Source organism: Roseivirga ehrenbergii (assembly GCF_001593005.1).
GTDB classification, from domain to species: Bacteria; Bacteroidota; Bacteroidia; order Cytophagales; family Cyclobacteriaceae; genus Roseivirga; species Roseivirga ehrenbergii.
On sequence record NZ_LQZQ01000045.1, the window covers coordinates 674156 to 690219 of the forward strand.

The 16064-nt window shown below is 39.7% G+C and carries 13 protein-coding genes; 10 read left to right on the top strand and 3 right to left on the bottom strand.

The window, feature by feature from the left end; genetic code table 11:
* Positions 1 to 16: 16 nt before the first annotated feature.
* Complete coding sequence (locus MB14_RS13170) at positions 17 to 2398, bottom strand: ABC transporter permease (RefSeq protein WP_062592302.1); 2382 nt, start codon at positions 2396 to 2398, stop codon at positions 17 to 19.
* A gap of 224 nt (positions 2399 to 2622) precedes the next feature.
* On the opposite strand from MB14_RS13170, the gene MB14_RS13175 reads away from it, so the two are divergent.
* The 10 genes from MB14_RS13175 (at position 2623) to MB14_RS13220 (ending at position 14809) form a co-directional block, all read left to right on the top strand.
* The gene (locus tag MB14_RS13175; RefSeq protein ID WP_062592304.1) at positions 2623 to 3993 is read left to right on the top strand and encodes a sigma-54-dependent transcriptional regulator; all 1371 of its coding nucleotides are present in this window, start codon (positions 2623 to 2625) and stop codon (positions 3991 to 3993) included.
* Positions 3983 to 5362: a sensor histidine kinase gene (locus MB14_RS13180; RefSeq protein WP_062592306.1), complete on the top strand. Its 1380-nt coding sequence runs from the start codon at positions 3983 to 3985 to the stop codon at positions 5360 to 5362. The genes MB14_RS13175 and MB14_RS13180 overlap by 11 nt, the downstream gene beginning before the upstream one ends.
* Before the next feature lie 169 nt (positions 5363 to 5531).
* On the top strand, positions 5532 to 6017 hold the full coding sequence (locus tag MB14_RS13185; protein ID WP_062592308.1) for a hypothetical protein: 486 nt from the start codon (positions 5532 to 5534) through the stop codon (positions 6015 to 6017).
* Positions 6018 to 6168: 151 nt separating this feature from the next.
* Positions 6169 to 6321: a hypothetical protein gene (locus tag MB14_RS13190; RefSeq protein ID WP_246032571.1), complete on the top strand. Its 153-nt coding sequence runs from the start codon at positions 6169 to 6171 to the stop codon at positions 6319 to 6321.
* Between the two features lie 253 nt (positions 6322 to 6574).
* Positions 6575 to 8719, top strand: coding sequence for a catalase (locus tag MB14_RS13195; RefSeq protein WP_062592312.1), 2145 nt, complete (start codon positions 6575 to 6577; stop codon positions 8717 to 8719).
* 660 nt (positions 8720 to 9379) lie between these two features.
* Positions 9380 to 10027, top strand: coding sequence for a hypothetical protein (locus MB14_RS13200; RefSeq protein ID WP_062592314.1), 648 nt, complete (start codon positions 9380 to 9382; stop codon positions 10025 to 10027).
* Positions 10028 to 10186: 159 nt separating this feature from the next.
* Positions 10187 to 10699 carry a signal peptidase II gene (lspA, locus tag MB14_RS13205; protein ID WP_062592316.1) on the top strand — a complete coding sequence of 171 codons (513 nt, stop codon included), beginning with the start codon at positions 10187 to 10189 and terminating at the stop codon, positions 10697 to 10699.
* A 234-nt stretch (positions 10700 to 10933) separates the two neighbouring features.
* Positions 10934 to 12259, top strand: coding sequence for a DEAD/DEAH box helicase (locus MB14_RS13210; protein ID WP_062592318.1), 1326 nt, complete (start codon positions 10934 to 10936; stop codon positions 12257 to 12259).
* Positions 12260 to 12307: 48 nt separating this feature from the next.
* Complete coding sequence (locus MB14_RS13215) at positions 12308 to 12805, top strand: DUF6265 family protein (protein WP_062592320.1); 498 nt, start codon at positions 12308 to 12310, stop codon at positions 12803 to 12805.
* A 144-nt stretch (positions 12806 to 12949) separates the two neighbouring features.
* Positions 12950 to 14809, top strand: coding sequence for a cation:proton antiporter domain-containing protein (locus MB14_RS13220; RefSeq protein ID WP_062592322.1), 1860 nt, complete (start codon positions 12950 to 12952; stop codon positions 14807 to 14809).
* A 53-nt stretch (positions 14810 to 14862) separates the two neighbouring features.
* Here the strand turns inward: MB14_RS13220 and msrA are convergent, their stop codons facing one another.
* Together msrA and MB14_RS13230 are read right to left on the bottom strand one after the other, a co-directional pair.
* Positions 14863 to 15459, bottom strand: a complete 597-nt coding sequence (gene msrA, locus MB14_RS13225) for a peptide-methionine (S)-S-oxide reductase MsrA (protein ID WP_246032570.1) — start codon at positions 15457 to 15459, stop codon at positions 14863 to 14865.
* A 118-nt stretch (positions 15460 to 15577) separates the two neighbouring features.
* Positions 15578 to 16054 carry a pyrophosphohydrolase domain-containing protein gene (locus tag MB14_RS13230; RefSeq protein WP_053225094.1) on the bottom strand — a complete coding sequence of 159 codons (477 nt, stop codon included), beginning with the start codon at positions 16052 to 16054 and terminating at the stop codon, positions 15578 to 15580.
* Between the last annotated feature and the right edge of the window lie 10 nt (positions 16055 to 16064).

A 16064-nucleotide genomic window follows, 5' to 3' on the forward strand; every position in this document is an offset into this window, starting at 1 on the left:
TGTTTTTGAGTTTATTTTATTCGCTTTTCAAGGCGTTTATTGGGTTGGCTTTAGCAGCTTTAATGGCTTGTAAACCAACGGTAATAAGTACAATCACTAGAGAAATAACCAACGCGACCACGAAGGGTATTACACCAATATTGGTAGTATAAGCAAAGTTTGAAAGCCATTCTTTTCCAGCCCCAAGTGCCAAAGGAATTGAGATAACAGCAGCTATGGCCAACACCATTAAAAACTCCTTGAGAATGATGAAATTGATATTGGTGCCAGAGGCTCCTAAAACTTTACGAATCCCGATCTCTTTCAATTTTCGCTCAATCACGAAAGTGACCATGCCGAATAAGCCTAAAGCGGTGAGTACAATGCTCACAATAGAAAAGAAGCTAATGGCCTTCAACAGTCTAGTTTCGTTGGCATAGAACCTTGCAAAGTCATCATTCACAAAACTGTAGGTAAATGGTTGATCTGGTTCAAATTCAGCCCATTTGCTTTCTAAGAATGCAAGTGTCTCTGTAATATTTTCGGCCTTAATGTTCACCGATAGGTTCCATAAATTTCTGTTGGCAATTCTAAAAGCTACCGGACTTATTTTCTGATGAAGCTTTTGAAAGTGAAAATCCTTCACCACGCCTATAATCTTCATTCCCCTGTTATTGGGGTTATAAAGTGTCACTTCGTCTTCCATCGGATTATCTAAACCGAGTTGAGCGATAAAAGCTTCGTTTACGATCAGCGCAGTCGAGTCTGATGAAGATTGAGGATCGAAATCTCTACCATTCACCAACTCCAAATCATAGGTTTTGATAAAGTCGAAGTCTACTCCAAAAATGGTGGTGACTGCGCTCAAGTCAGGATTGGTCTTGGACATCATCGGCCCAGAGTTATTTGTATAGCCGCTTCCCAATACATCGGTGCTCACCGATGAAGCTACCACACCCGGATAGGCATCAATTTCACTTTTGAAGGATCTATAATTTCTACTTAAATTTTTGGTGGAAACACTGAATGTAATGACTTGATCTTTGTTAAAACCTAAATCCTTATTGTGCAAAAATTCATTTTGTCTAAATGTGATTACGGTGACAGCGATCAAAAATATAGAGATCACAAACTGAACAAACATCAATGTTTTACGTGCCCTTCCTCCTTTTAAAGATTCACGTGCCGAAGCTTTAAGTGCCTGAGAAGGCTGGAATGACGACAACACTAAAGCAGGATAAAGACCTGAGAACAAGGATGTAAAAAGGACAACACCCAATAAAACAGGCAGTAATCCCTCGTTCATTAAAGTGGCCGTGGTGAATTCTTTACCCGTCAGCTGATTGAAGGACGATAAGCCTACATCAATCAACAAAATGGAGAATATCGCGGAGATGATCGTAATCAGAATGGCCTCACCTAAGAACTGACGGATCAGCTGCCCTCTGTGCGCTCCCATTACTTTTCGTACACCCACCTCCATCGATCGCCTCGCTCCTTTTGCAGTCTGTAAATTGATGTAGTTGATACAAGCCACCAACAAAATGATAATGGCAATAAATAAGAGCGTTTGAATGGCTGAAGCACTCCCCGATGCGAAAGACATAAACTGAATGTCTCCAGATTTTAAATACATATCTGTAACGGGTAGAAACTCATAGCTGAAGTCTCCATCAAAGTCTGGTTCGTTGGCTAACTTATCATTCTTTAAAGCTCGAACTTCATCAATACTGGCTCCTGGCGTGGTTTTTACATAGGTGTAAAGCGAGTAAGCAAAGCCTTTAGCGGGTTGCGAGCCATCAGGAAAAGTCATTTCCCACGGAATAATCGCTTTAAATTTGATATGTGAATTCTTAACGTCAGCCGCAATACCCCTCACTACCAGTGCTTTGTCAGACGAAACCCCAGCCATGGTTACTGTTTTTCCAATGGCATTGGAAGTACCGAACAGGGCAATGGCGGTGCTTTCTGTAATTACAATGGAAGAAGGGTCATTCAGTACTTGGGCTGCATTTCCTTCGATTAAAGGGAAACCAAAAAACTCGAAGAAGTTGCTGCTCGCATACCAATAATCAATGTTCAGTTTCTTGGTCGAGTTATTTTCTGGGTAAAAATCACTGCTGTTATTTCTAATTATCGCAGTTTCTTTAATTCCAGCATAATTGCTCGATAAATCTTTGTAGTCATTCTCAATGGAAAGCCCCACTTTTCTTGCATTTACACCAGTTTGAGTGCCATATAGAAAATACGTATTCTCTCTTTCAGGAATGAAATCATCCATATTATATTCATACTGAACATAAAGCAATAGAAGTAGGCTGCATGAAATCCCTAAAGTAAGACCAATCAGGTTGGTGCCAGTTACCAATTTGTTTTTCCAGAGGTTACGAATAGCGAGTTTGAAGTAGTTCTTAATCATAGTTTGAGTATTTGACAATGCCCCAATGGCCAATTTTGAACCAAGAATATATTTTTCTGTATATCAATAAGTTACGTACAAACATGTCGATTTAAGCCCTTTCAATTGTCCATCAGTAAAACAGGAGTGCCCAAAATTGGGCACTTTTCAATAGATTCATATTACTAAAAGTAAATGAATCAGCATATTGTAAACTTGGTATAAATTTGGTGTTTTAGACAGTTATGAAAAACAAAGGTCGAATTCTAATTGTAGACGATGACAATTATGTGATGCTCTCCATCCGCATTTTATTGGAGCAGCATTATGACGATGTTCGGGGCATTAACAATCCATTACAAATTGAAACGGCCTTGGCCGAAAACGATTATGACCTTGTTGTTCTAGACATGAATTTCAAAACAGGCGAAAGCTCTGGAAATGATGGCCTAAACTACCTAAAACAAATAAAAAGTATTTCCCCAGAAACCTCCATTGTGCTAATCACGGCCTATGGAGAAATCCATTTGGCCGTAGAAGCCATAAAACTGGGTGCCTTCGATTTCATTACCAAGCCATGGCAGAATGAAAAGCTGCTGACCACGGTTTCGGCTGCTTTTCAACTGAATAAATCAAACCATAAGGTCAAAGAATTAAGTTCAAAGCAAACAGTGCTGAATGATATGCTGGATGCCCCCTTCACTGAAATTATTGGTGAATCGGAAAAGATCAAGCAGGTTTTTCAGCAAATTGAAAAGGTAGCCCATACGGATGCTAATATCCTGATTACGGGAGAAAACGGCACAGGAAAGGAATTGGTCGCTAGAGCGATTCATCGTGCTTCCAACCGCTCTAAATCCATTTTTGTGAATGTTGATATGGGTGCTATTACCGAAACCCTTTTTGAAAGCGAACTCTTCGGACATAAAAAGGGTGCCTTTACCGATGCCAAAACCGACCGCATTGGGAAGTTTGAAGCAGCCAATGAAGGCACTTTGTTTTTAGATGAAATCGGCAACCTGATTAAACCGCTTCAGGCCAAAATGTTACGCGTTATTCAGGATCGTAAGATTGTGCCTGTTGGGTCGAATGATGCCAAAGACATTGATGTCCGTTTGATTTGCGCTACCAACGCCAAGCTACCCGAAATGGTCAATGAAGGCGAATTCAGACAGGATTTGCTGTTTAGAATCAATACCATCGAAATCCACCTTCCTCCCCTGCGCGAACGCAAAGAAGACATTGCAGTGTTGGCCGAGCACTTCATCAATTTGTATAAAACCAAATATGGAAAGAAAGGCCTTTTTGTACCCGAATACGTCATAGCCAAACTCGAGAAATACGACTGGCCCGGCAACATCAGGGAGCTTCAGCACAGCATTGAACGTGCGGTAATCATGAGTGATGGCAAACAACTCCATGTTCAGGATTTCAACCTAAGCAGCCAAAATACCAGTGATAACGCACAGGTAGAGAGTTTTAACCTTGAAGAGCTAGAAAAATGGGCGATAGAGACCTGTATCAAAAAGCACCAAGGAAACATTAGTAATGCGGCTGGAGAATTGGGGCTGAGTCGTGGCGCCTTGTACCGTAGAATGGAGAAGTATGAACTCTAAGCATTTTCAAATTCAGATCATTGTTAGGCTGCTGCTCATCACTGTGGGTTTGGGCTTTTTGCTGTTCTACATTTTTGAGGACCGCAATTACATTCGCTTGTTCTTTATTGTCATTTTTATCTTGTCCGCTCTGATTGAGCTTTTCTACTACATCAATCGGACAAACAAGGACACCAAGAACTTTTTAGAAGCTATTCTCCATAATGATTTCACCCTGAAGTATTCAGCCGATAAAAAAGGCAAGAGTTTTAAAAAGCTCTATAACAGTTTTAACCAAGTGAACCAAAAGTTCATCGAGGCCTCTCAGCGCGAAGCCAACGAATATCAGTACCTGTCGGTGTTGGTGCAGCAGCTCGAAATTGGCGTGCTTTCTTATGACGATAAGGAAAGAATTCATTTGGCAAATAAGGCACTCAAGCAACTATTGGGTAAAGAAGAATTGATCACATTAAACAGTATAAAGACAATCAGTTCAATACTTTACAAATCCATAATTCAACTAGAGGTTGGACACAATGAATTACTAAAGGTGAATATTCATGGAAGGGAATTTCAGCTTTCTATCAAGGCTTCTATTTTCAAATTAAGGGGAACCAAATACACTTTGGTTTCTATTCACGACATCCATACCGAACTGGACAATAATGAAATGATGGCATGGCAAAAGTTGATTCGTGTACTGACCCATGAAATCATGAATTCGGTGGCGCCTATTACTTCACTGTCTGCTACGCTCAACCATTTTGTAAGTCAATCACAGGCATCAGGTCATGACTTAACCGAAGCACAGCTCCAATCCCTCCAAGAAGGCCTTGATGCCATACAACACCGCAGCGCAGGGCTCATGACCTTTACTGAAGCCTACAGAAGTTTAACACGCGTACCCCTACCCAACATTAAGCCAGTTGAAGGTCAACTTTACTTCCAGCGCATTGCTTCGCTTTTTAAGCCTACATTGACCCAAAGCAATATTCAGTTCCATATGGAGCTGCCTAAAGAAGCCTTCACCTTAACCATCGACCCAGACTTAATGGAGCAAGCGCTGATTAACCTACTGAAGAATGCCAAAGAAGCGGTGGAAGCCAGTACGGGTACCATCCGTTTAGTCGTGAAACAACCTAGCCAGTTAGAAGAAAAATCTGGTGGTTTTCAAATTTCGATTACGGATAATGGCGGAGGCATTCCCCAAGAAATTCAGGAAAATATTTTCATTCCGTTTTACACCACTAAATCCAATGGTTCGGGGGTTGGGCTCAGTTTAGTCAAACAAATTGTACAAGCCCATAAAGGGGAAATTGGCTTTACTATCGACCAACACAAAGGAACTACTGAGTTTAGGATTAAGCTGGCTGTAAAAGTTTTAAGTTGAACCTTGTACCGATCTACTCTTACTACAGATTACACCACTATAGGTTATAGAAGAATTGATGACTTAAAGATTTTTTTAATAACTTTTTAACAAGCACTATGCAGGCACAGGTGTAATTATGCTTATGAGTAAATAACTTAACGGCTCAAACTTATTAACTTTATTAGCTATGAAACTATTCAAAAAGCTCTCGATTCTAGTACTAATTTTAAGTTATACATCTATTCAAGCGCAAAGCCTTCAACAACAAAAAAAGTACTTCCCAAAAGCTATAAAAAAAATGAATGTCTTTTTGGGTTCTTCCGAACAAGAGCTTTTAACTAACTGTGATAATTGCGTAGATCAAAAGACAGAAGAATCATTCAGAACGGTATACCTCTCAAATTTAGACGATAAAGAGTTTCAATCGGCTATTTTTTATGTAAGTACCAGTAAATCGGAAGTATACGAAGTGATTTTAACTGCAAAAGAGGGCATAGATGTTAACAAAGTAGCCAATAAGCTTTTTGGAAGCCCAAATGCTGAAAACAATGAATGGCGTTACTTTTCAGATAAGACAAAACAAAAATTCACAATGGCCATGTGGGTTTTCAAAAACAAACTGGTGATTGCAGGAGATATTCAAGGAAGTGAATGGGAAAAAGGTTTCCAATAGTATAGGGTGTTGGTTGATTCAAATATTGTAATTACTTTGTAAATACATATTTTTCCATTTTGGAAATCCGATTATAAAAATTGGAAACTCAAAAGGGCTAAGACTTTCCAAAGATATTCTGACACGCTACAACATTAAAGATACCGTTGAAATGGTTCTTGAGAATGGATATATCATTTTAAAACCTACAGAACAACCTCGCAAAGGATGGGAGAAAGCTTTTAAAGAAATGCACGATCGCGAAGATGATCAGCTATTAATGAATGATGTTTTCGAAGACGAAAACTATTTGGAATGGAGGTAAAACAATGTACCCTCATCTTTGTCAACCCTTGAATCCAACTACAAAAGAGCTCCCGGTTACCCCATCGTAGAAACCATTCTCACGAGTATCAAATAGCGTGGTTTGGTTATGAATTAGCTCCTCAATCGCCTACTAAATTTTGCACTAGAAAGGATTTACAGAACAACCCACATTTTTTTAAGGAAAACCCAAAACTTTATGCTTTATCAAATAGTTGGTTTTTGAGAAAATCTTAAATCTAAATCGATCAATCATGGCGAAGGAAACAAAAAAAACTCCCCAAGACGAGTCTAAAAAACAAGACCAATTAAAGAACTATCAGAAAGATCATACAGGAAAGCCACTTACTACTAATCAGGGCATGAAGGTAAATGACACCAACAATTCTCTGAAAAGCGGTGAGCGCGGCTCCACCCTTTTAGAAGATTTCTTACTTCGTGAAAAAATCACCAGTTTCGATCACGAGCGTATTCCAGAACGAATTGTACATGCCCGAGGCAGCGCTGCCCATGGAGTTTTTGAGCTATATGAAGCCATTCCTGAATATACTAAAGCTGGCATCTTCAACGATACCTCTAGAAAAACACCTGTATTTGTCCGTTTTTCTACGGTAGCGGGCTCTAAGGGCTCTCCCGATCTTGCACGAGACGTTCGTGGCTTTGCAACTAAATTTTATACAGAAGAAGGAACATGGGACTTGGTAGGAAATAATATGCCTATTTTCTTCATTCAAGATGCGATGAAATTTCCTGATTTGATTCATTCAGTAAAACCAGAACCTAACAACGAAATTCCACAGGCAGCTTCTGCACACGATACCTTCTACGATTTTGTTTCTCACACGCCCGAAACCCTTCATAACCATATATGGGTGATGAGTGACCGAGCCATTCCCCGAAGTTTGAGAATGATGGAAGGCTTTGGTATCCATACTTTTAGAATGATTAATGACAAGGGGGAAGCTCATTTCGTGAAATTCCATTGGAAACCAATATTGGGCGTACATTCCGTAACATGGGAAGAAGCCGTTAAAATTAACGGTGCCGATGCCGACTTTCATCGCAGGGATTTATGGGACGCGATTGAAGATGGACAGTTTCCTGAATGGGAATTGGGTTTACAGATTGTTCCTGAAGCAGACGAACACAAATTCGATTTCGACTTATTGGACCCTACCAAACTGATACCAGAAGAAATGGTTCCGGTGAAAATTGTGGGTAAAATGACTTTAAACAAAAACCCAGAAAACTTCTTCGCTGAAACCGAACAGGTGGCTTTCTTGCCTGGTCATATTGTTCCAGGGTTAGATTTTACCAATGACCCACTTTTACAAGGAAGACTTTTTTCATATCGCGACACTCAATTGTCGCGTTTGGGTGGGCCTAATTTTGATCAAATTCCTATTAACCGTCCCGTTGCTGAATCTCATAACAATCAACGTGACGGCCACATGCAAACAAACGTGCCCAAGGGGAACACTGCTTATTTCCCAAACAGTATGAGTGGTGGATGTCCGCATTTAAGCAAAATGTCAGAAGGGGCATTTCATTCTTATGAAGAACGAATAGACGCAAAGAAAATCCGTGGACGAAGCGAAAGTTTCAATGATCACTTCTCTCAACCCGCACTATTTTACCGCAGTCTTTCAGAATGGGAACAGGCACATGTTGCAGACGCCTACACTTTTGAATTAGGCAAATGCAATCAAGCTCATATTAAATCTAGAATGCTGTATTTAATCAATGAAATTGATGGTGACTTGGCTAAAAAAGTGGCTGATGGTTTAGGTATGGAAGTTCCTAAAAACATTGATCAACCTGTTAATCAAGCCATTGGTGCGGATGCGGATGTGGAGAAGCATCAGCCTAGAAAAAAGAAAAACTACCTTGATAAATCTACCGCGTTAAGTCAAGCAGAAACCAAATTTGACAGTATTTCTACCAGAAAAGTCGCTGTGCTTGCCGCTGATGGCTTCGACCACAATAATTATGAAAAAATGAGAAAAGCCCTAGAAAAAAAAGGAGCCAAACTTATGATCATAGCTCCGCATGGTGGCGAAATTACTTGTAATGAAAATAAAAAGCATGCTGTAGACGCGGCCATAGCCACAACCGAAAGCGTGCTATTTGATGCCGTTTATATACCCGGTGGCGAGAAATCGGTGAAAGCACTATTGAAAGTGGCTAAGTTTACCAAGTTCGTTAATGAAGCGTTTAAGTATTGTAAAGCCGTTGCGGCAGATAATGAAGGGGAAGAATTGATTGACAATAGCGCTGTGGCAGATCACAAATCGGATAAAGCGGTATTTGTAAACGCAAAACCAGATGATTTTAAAAAAGCGATTGCCCAACACCGTAATTGGGAACGAATGAAAGTTGCCGAAACTATTGCTGTATAAGCGTTTATGTTCTATCAATAAATAGAAATAGGTCATGGGTAATGCCTCATGACCTATTTTATATAGAGTTTATATATCAGTGCAAATGCTTATTCGGAGCACCATTACTCCTTTGCTGTAGTATAAGCCTAGTGAGGCTGTCAAATCGAAGCGCCATTGCGAGAAGCAGACTTCGCGATAGCAATGTGCTGTGACGAAGCAATCTCTAGCCAGCGGTTTCTGTCATTTGAAATTGAGATTGCCTCACTTCATCGTAACCACACCTAACCGCAAACCCTCAATCGAAGCGCCATTGCGAGAAATAAGCGTTGCGACAGCAAAAGCTTATGACGAAGCAATCTAAGACGTTCGCTAACTGGGCGGGGAGATTGCTTCACGTAAACACTATCACTTCGCAAGACTTTAGCAGGTTCGCAACGCTTGCGCTGAAGCTACACTATGTTCGTATTAGCTTTAGCGGTTGCGAAGCGAAGGCGCAATGACGGGTAACGCAGGCTTTATTAGTATTTTAATACTAAATAGCCAACGAATGTTACTGTTCTAAAATTAATTTCGCTAAACTTATAACTTGTTAATAGGTGCGTATAGTACACCGTATTGGGGTGCTAACGCTCATAAATGTGAGCTATAGCCATTGTTGTAAGCAATTAAGTCAGACCAATGCTAACCATTGAAAAAATAAAAATATATAACAAATATGGAGGCGATATTGACGGATTCTCTCGAGGAGGAAAAACGTCTGAACAAAATTTGTTTGGTGACAATAATTGGTCTTTAATTGATGAATTTGAACAGGATGTAAAATTGATTTCTGATAGACTTGTATCAAAAGAATACAGAGAAAAATCTTTAATCAAACTGAATGAAAACTGTGATTTGGAAACCAAAGACTATTTCAACTCTAAAATTTCATTTTATTCGGACTTTAAAGAAGTTTCTGAAATAATGGCTAATATCAAATCAAGAATTAATGATGAAACTGATACTGTTTGGGCGGGATTTGATAATACAGAAGTTTTGATAAAAGAACTTGATTCTGACCAAAAACAAATAGAACTTTTGGACTTTGATACTCTTGAGAAAATAATGGTAGAATTTTTACCCACCAGCACTTATCAAGAATTAGCAATGTCAAATGGTTGGAGTGATGAATATTTGCAAATAGCGGAGAAATTTGACTCTATTCATAAGAGGATTAAAGAAAAACTGTTTAAAACAACGTATAAAAATAACAACGGAAGTTCTGCCAAAGCAAAGGACAGTAATAACAATAAATTTTGGTCTAAACTGAAAAGTTTGTGGTCTTAAAACCGCCACTATTCTTATACAAGACCGTTCATTCGCTCAACCCCAACTACATAAGAACCTCACACTCCTCCACCAAAATCCCCTTAACCAATAATTTTCATCATTACCAGCCTTCATTTTATAAGCTATTGATTAGTTTAGCAGCCTGAAAAGAATCCCATGAAGTCAAACGTTAACCGTATCATCGCTATTCTCGCCATTATCATCGTCAATATAGGCTGCGATCAAATCACCAAAGACATGGCCCGTGAGCAAATTGAATATAATGAGCGCATTGAAGTGATCGGTGATAACCTTATTCTAACCAAAGTTGAAAACTCTGGCGCTTTCTTAGGAATGGGCTCCGACTTGTCTCCTATTCTCAAAAACATTCTATTATTAGGCTTACCTGCCATAGTGATGATTGGCCTTTTGGTCTTCCTTTTAATTAAAAAAGACCTGACCAAATTGGCAATTGTGGGCTTATCCTTTATCGTAGGCGGTGGTATTGGTAATCTCTACGACCGCATCCTTTATGGCTCCGTCACCGACATGGTACATATGGATTTCGGAATTTTCCGTACAGGAATTTTCAATGCTGCCGATGTATCGGTAATGATTGGTACAGGTTTAATTCTGTTAGAGCAATTCTTGACCAGAAAAGATCACGAGAAGGTAAAGGAAGCCAGTTAATCTACAATACCAACCATAACAACAAGGCCACAATTAAGAGGATTGCTACCCAACTCAGGGCCTTTGACTGCCTAGGGAATTCATAAGTACAGATAGGGCAAACTTTGGCGGCTGAGTCTACTTCCATAGCGCATGAAGGGCATTCTTTTTTCATTTCGGCAATTTATGAAAATATAAAAGCGCAAAAGCGTATCACTTTTCTATTTATACCTGAAATACAAGTAGTTTTGCACCATGCAAACTGCCCATAAAAACCAAGAGGAAATCCTCACCAAGCTTCGTATAGAAAAACTCAACCCGATGCAAGAAGCGGCCCAAGAAGCCATTCATCAGCATTCGGATGTTGTATTGCTTTCCCCTACGGGCACAGGAAAAACCTTGGCCTTTTTGCTTCCTATCATTCAATCACTAGATGTCAACTGTGCTGAAGTACAAGCTTTGATCTTGGTGCCCTCAAGAGAACTGGCCATTCAGATTGAACAGGTGATTAGAGAGATGGGGACAGGTTTTAAAGCCAATGCCGTGTATGGCGGTCGCCCAGCATCGAAAGACAGAATGGAGTTGAAACACAGGCCTGCAATCCTTGTGGGCACTCCCGGCCGTGTGGCAGACCATTTAAGACGTGAAGTTTTCCCTGTGAAAGACATCAAAACATTGGTGTTAGATGAATTCGATAAGTCTTTAGAAGTGGGTTTTGAACTAGAAATGATGGAGATTATCGCTTCACTTAGTCATTTGCAGAAGAAGGTTTTGACTTCGGCCACCAACGAAACCGAAATACCAGGCTTTGTAAAACTCAAGTCACCCCAAATCCTTGATTTCGCTGACAAAGGTGATTCAACGCTTGAAGTTCAGTTGGTATTGTCATCCGATAGAGACAAACTGGAAACGCTCGTTGATACCCTCAATCGACTTGGTGACCAACCGGGAATTGTGTTCTGCAACTTTAAAGATTCCATCGAACGAATTAGTCAATACCTTTTCGATCATGAAATCAACCATGGTGTATTCTATGGTGGAATGGAACAAGTAGACCGCGAAAGAGCGCTTATTCAGTTCCGAAATGGCACTTATCAGTTGCTATTGGCAACAGACTTGGCTGCCAGAGGAATTGATATTCCAGAATTGAAATTCATTATCCATTATCATTTGCCTAACTCTGGACCAGAATTCACCCACAGAAACGGTAGAACCGCCAGAATGAACTCAGAAGGAACGGCCTATGTGCTGCAATGGGAAAAAGAAGAATTGCCCGATTTCATTTCTGAACTAAAGCCCAAAAGCGGTAGGGTTCGCGATGTATTAGAAGGAATTTCGGCACCTAAGCCTTTGATGAAAACCCTGTTTATTTCGGGTGGAAGAAAAGACAAAATTTCGAAAGGCGATATTGCTGGACTCTTCTTTAAACAAGGCCAACTGCAGAAAGATCAGTTGGGTATGATTGAAATTAAAAACGACTGTGCTTTTGTTGCGGTAGCGGCCATTGAGGCCAAACGTTTGATTAAGACCCTGAATAACACTAAACTGAAGAATAAAAAAGTAAGGATTACGGAAATTTAAGAAACCGTTGTCCCCTATTTGCATTATGGTTCGTCAATTTAATAAAACATGAAAAAGCTAAGTCTATCTCTCCTATTTGTTTTTATCTGTTTTAGCAGCTTCGGCCAAAACACCTTAAAACTTAGTAATAACAAATCTCCTAAAGCAACTTTAGCCGATATCGCCTGGCTGAGTGGCCATTGGCGTGGCGAAGCTTTTGGAGGCATTACAGAAGAAATTTGGTCTCCTCCTTTGGGCGATTCTATGATGGGTTCATTCAAACTTGTTTCAGAAGGTAAAACCAGTTTTTACGAAATTTGTCAATTGGTTGAAGAAAACGGAAGCTTATCGTTTCGCTTAAAGCATTTCAATAGTGACCTCACAGGCTGGGAAGAGAAAAATGAACGAGAAGAGTTCCCTTTGGTAAAAGTGGAAAAGGATGCCGTTTATTTTGACGGGTTTACAATCAAGCGAATTTCGAACAATGAAATTCATATGTATGTCGTCATCAGCGATGAAGGAGAAGCAGAAGAAGTTGAATTCAAGTACTTTAGGTTCAACAAGTAGTAATTTGAGCTTTATTTCTTCGATTTTCGATTTCTACTTTTCAAAGCCTTAAATACGCTGGGCTCGGGCATTCTTTGAAGTTTATAGTCGTGCCACAGTTCATTTTTACCTATTTTAGGGAAATTACGAACTTTCACAACCTTGATGAACAACCTCGAATACTGGCCAATTTTTATCATTCTGTCTATTGCCTGGGTAGTACCCTTAGTACTCTCCAGGTTAGAAATCTCAAAAGTACCTTCTGTAATTGTCGAAATCGTAATGGGCGTAATGGTAGGCCCATTCGTATTGGGCTGGGTTGAAGAAACTGCCATTACCAGCTTCTTGGCACAAACTGGTTTTCTATTCCTAATCTTCTTAGCGGGAATGGAAATTGATGTCAACAAAATTATTTCATCTTTCCCCCGAGGCCGAATCAAGTTTGTCGATTTAGTGAGTAACTCACTTTTGGTAGCACTCTTCATCTATTTTGGTTCGCTATTGCTTTCGTTGCCTTTTGCATGGCTGATGAACCAATTTATGGAGGTGGACATCGTATTCTACACCTTCTTATTGCCTACCGTAGCGCTCAGCATTACTGTACCTATTTTGAAAGCAGAAGGAGAATTGAAGCGCAAGTTTGGCCAGATTCTACTGATGGAAGGTGCCATTGCCACGGTAATGAGTATCATACTAATTTCCATTTATTCAGGCGTACTGAAAAAAGGGTTTCAGGTAGAGCTTCTCCTTTTTGCCATTATTTTCATTGTATTCATCGTTGTGTACTGGCTTGGTAAGCGCCTAATGAAGGTGCGCAGTTTTCAGCAATTGCTCTATAGACTGGAACATGCAGCCAGTCAAATTAGAGTACGTGGTGCTGTGGCTTTACTATTATTCTTTGTGGTGATTGCCCATTTAATCGGAACAGAGTTGGCCATGGGTGCTTTTTTTGCAGGCACCTTATTAAGCTTGTTTGTAAGCAAAGAGCGTTCGGCATTGCTATTTAAGTTGGACGGAATGAGCTATGGTTTCTTTATACCCATCTTTTTTATTATGGTTGGGGTGAATTTAGATTTATCAGCACTTACACAGTTTCAAGAATCCATCCCCTTTATTCTCACCTTAATTGTTGGTTTTTTTGTTACTCAGCTTATTCCAGCCTTAATCATGATTAAAGTGTTTGGGTTGAAAAAGGCTTTAGCCGGAGGTGTATTACTTACTGCTAGAATGGGGTTGACCATTGCCGCTGCCCAAATCGGGCTTTCTTTAAATGTAATTAGTTCTGCCGATAATGCCGGAATTGTAACCACGGCCATTTTAGTAAGTCTAATCTCGCCTTCCATTTACAAGATCTTTAACAATGGCAAAGAAGAGCATCATAACATTTATGTTTTTGGAGGAAGCAGGGCAAGTTTATTCTTAGCCGAAAGACTTAAAATGCACGATATGTCCTTCATAACCCTAATTCAGAAGAAGGAAATATTACCAGACTTCGATAAAAAGAGTTTGAATTATAAATTCATCCAAAATCTAAGTGCAAGTGTTGTAGACGGGTTAAAACTGAGGTCGGCCGATCTTGTGATTGTTCTGACAGAATCAAACAACTTGAATCAGGAGCTGACCCGCTACATCAAAAATGAATTAAACCACAGTAAAATTATTACTAGGAAACAATCGGCTACACATGATTTGATTGACCCTCAAGGAGAAATTAAGTTTATCGATCATGATGTAGTTTTGGCCAACCATATAGAAAATATGATTGCCAGCCCAGATTCAGTTTCTTCACTTTCAGAAAGCTTTGGAGATTACCGACTTGAAGAGATAAAGATCAGTCGCAGCGAGATTAATAGAAAACTCGTAAAGGAAGTTCCCTTCCCTCCTGCTGGCTCGTTAGTCATTCAGAAGCGAGCTGGAGAGGTCTTTATCCCTCACGGAAACACACATCTACTGGTAGGCGATATTATGACAGTAATTGGCAGTCATAGCGCCTTAGCTGAGTTTAGAAGCATATTAGAAAAATAGCACTCCTGTAAAGAAGTGCTATTGAATATTTTTAAAGACTTAAGGCTATGCTCTTATTTCTCCGAAGCGTACTTCTTCTTTACCAAATTGGGGAAATGTTCTTTTAATTTATTCACCTTAGGTACAGCTATATTGATAATATAAGGGTTACCTGGGTTCAACTCGTAATAGTTCTGATGGTAATCTTCGGCCAGCCAAAATTTAGTGTACTCCGTTACTTTTGTTGCAATAGGTTTATTGTATTTACCTGACTGATTTAACTTTGAGATATAATCGGTAGCTAGTTTCTTCTGATTCTCATCATGATAAAAAACCTCTGTACGGTACTGTGTTCCTACATCTGGACCTTGACGGTTTACTTGAGTTGGATCGTGAGTATAAAAGAAAACCTCTAAAAGTTCCTGATACGAAATCACCTTAGGGTCGTAATAAATTTGAATAGCTTCAGCATGAGTTGACCTGCCATAGCTTACGTCTTCGTAAGTAGGGTTGTTCTCTTTCCCACCTGTATAACCTGAAACTACGTTTTTAACACCATTTACGCGTTCAAATACGGCTTCGGTACACCAAAAGCAGCCCCCCGCAAAAGTGGCTATTTCATTCCCTTTTTGAACTTCTGCTTCCAGATTAACTAACTCTGTTGAGTTCACATTTGAGCATGAAGAAACTCCAAAATTGAGAAGCAGGCTTGTTATTAATGTATACGCTATGTGCATTTGTATTTTTATTTTATTTACAGCCCTAACGCCATCTACAAGCGATATGTTTTTAAATAGTGTCGTTCAGAATACTCTTAAGGTCGGCTGGAGAGTAATTCACTGATTTTAAAGTTTTGTTATCCGCAGTTCTATACACCAAAAAATGTCCGTCCGACTCTTCAATATAGCTTTCCGTTCCATCTTTATCCATATAGTGCTTTTGCGTAGCTTCAGCTTCCTCCATTGTTTTGCAGGTTTTACTCATATTTGAACGCTGTACTTCATCAAACAAGGTTTTGAAACTGTTGCCTAAACCAAACTCAAGAATAGCACCTGACAATACATACTGAATATCACACAAGGCATCGGCTACTTCAACCAAGTCGTTGGCCTGAATAGCTTCTTCTAGTTCTTTAAGTTCTTCTGCAATAAGCGATACCCTAAGCTTGCACCTATCGGCAGACGGAATTTGAGGAGTTTCTAGAATTGGGTGTTTGAATGTTTTGTGAAATTCAGCAACTGAGTTGAGTGATTGTGGTTCTTTCATGGTATAAATA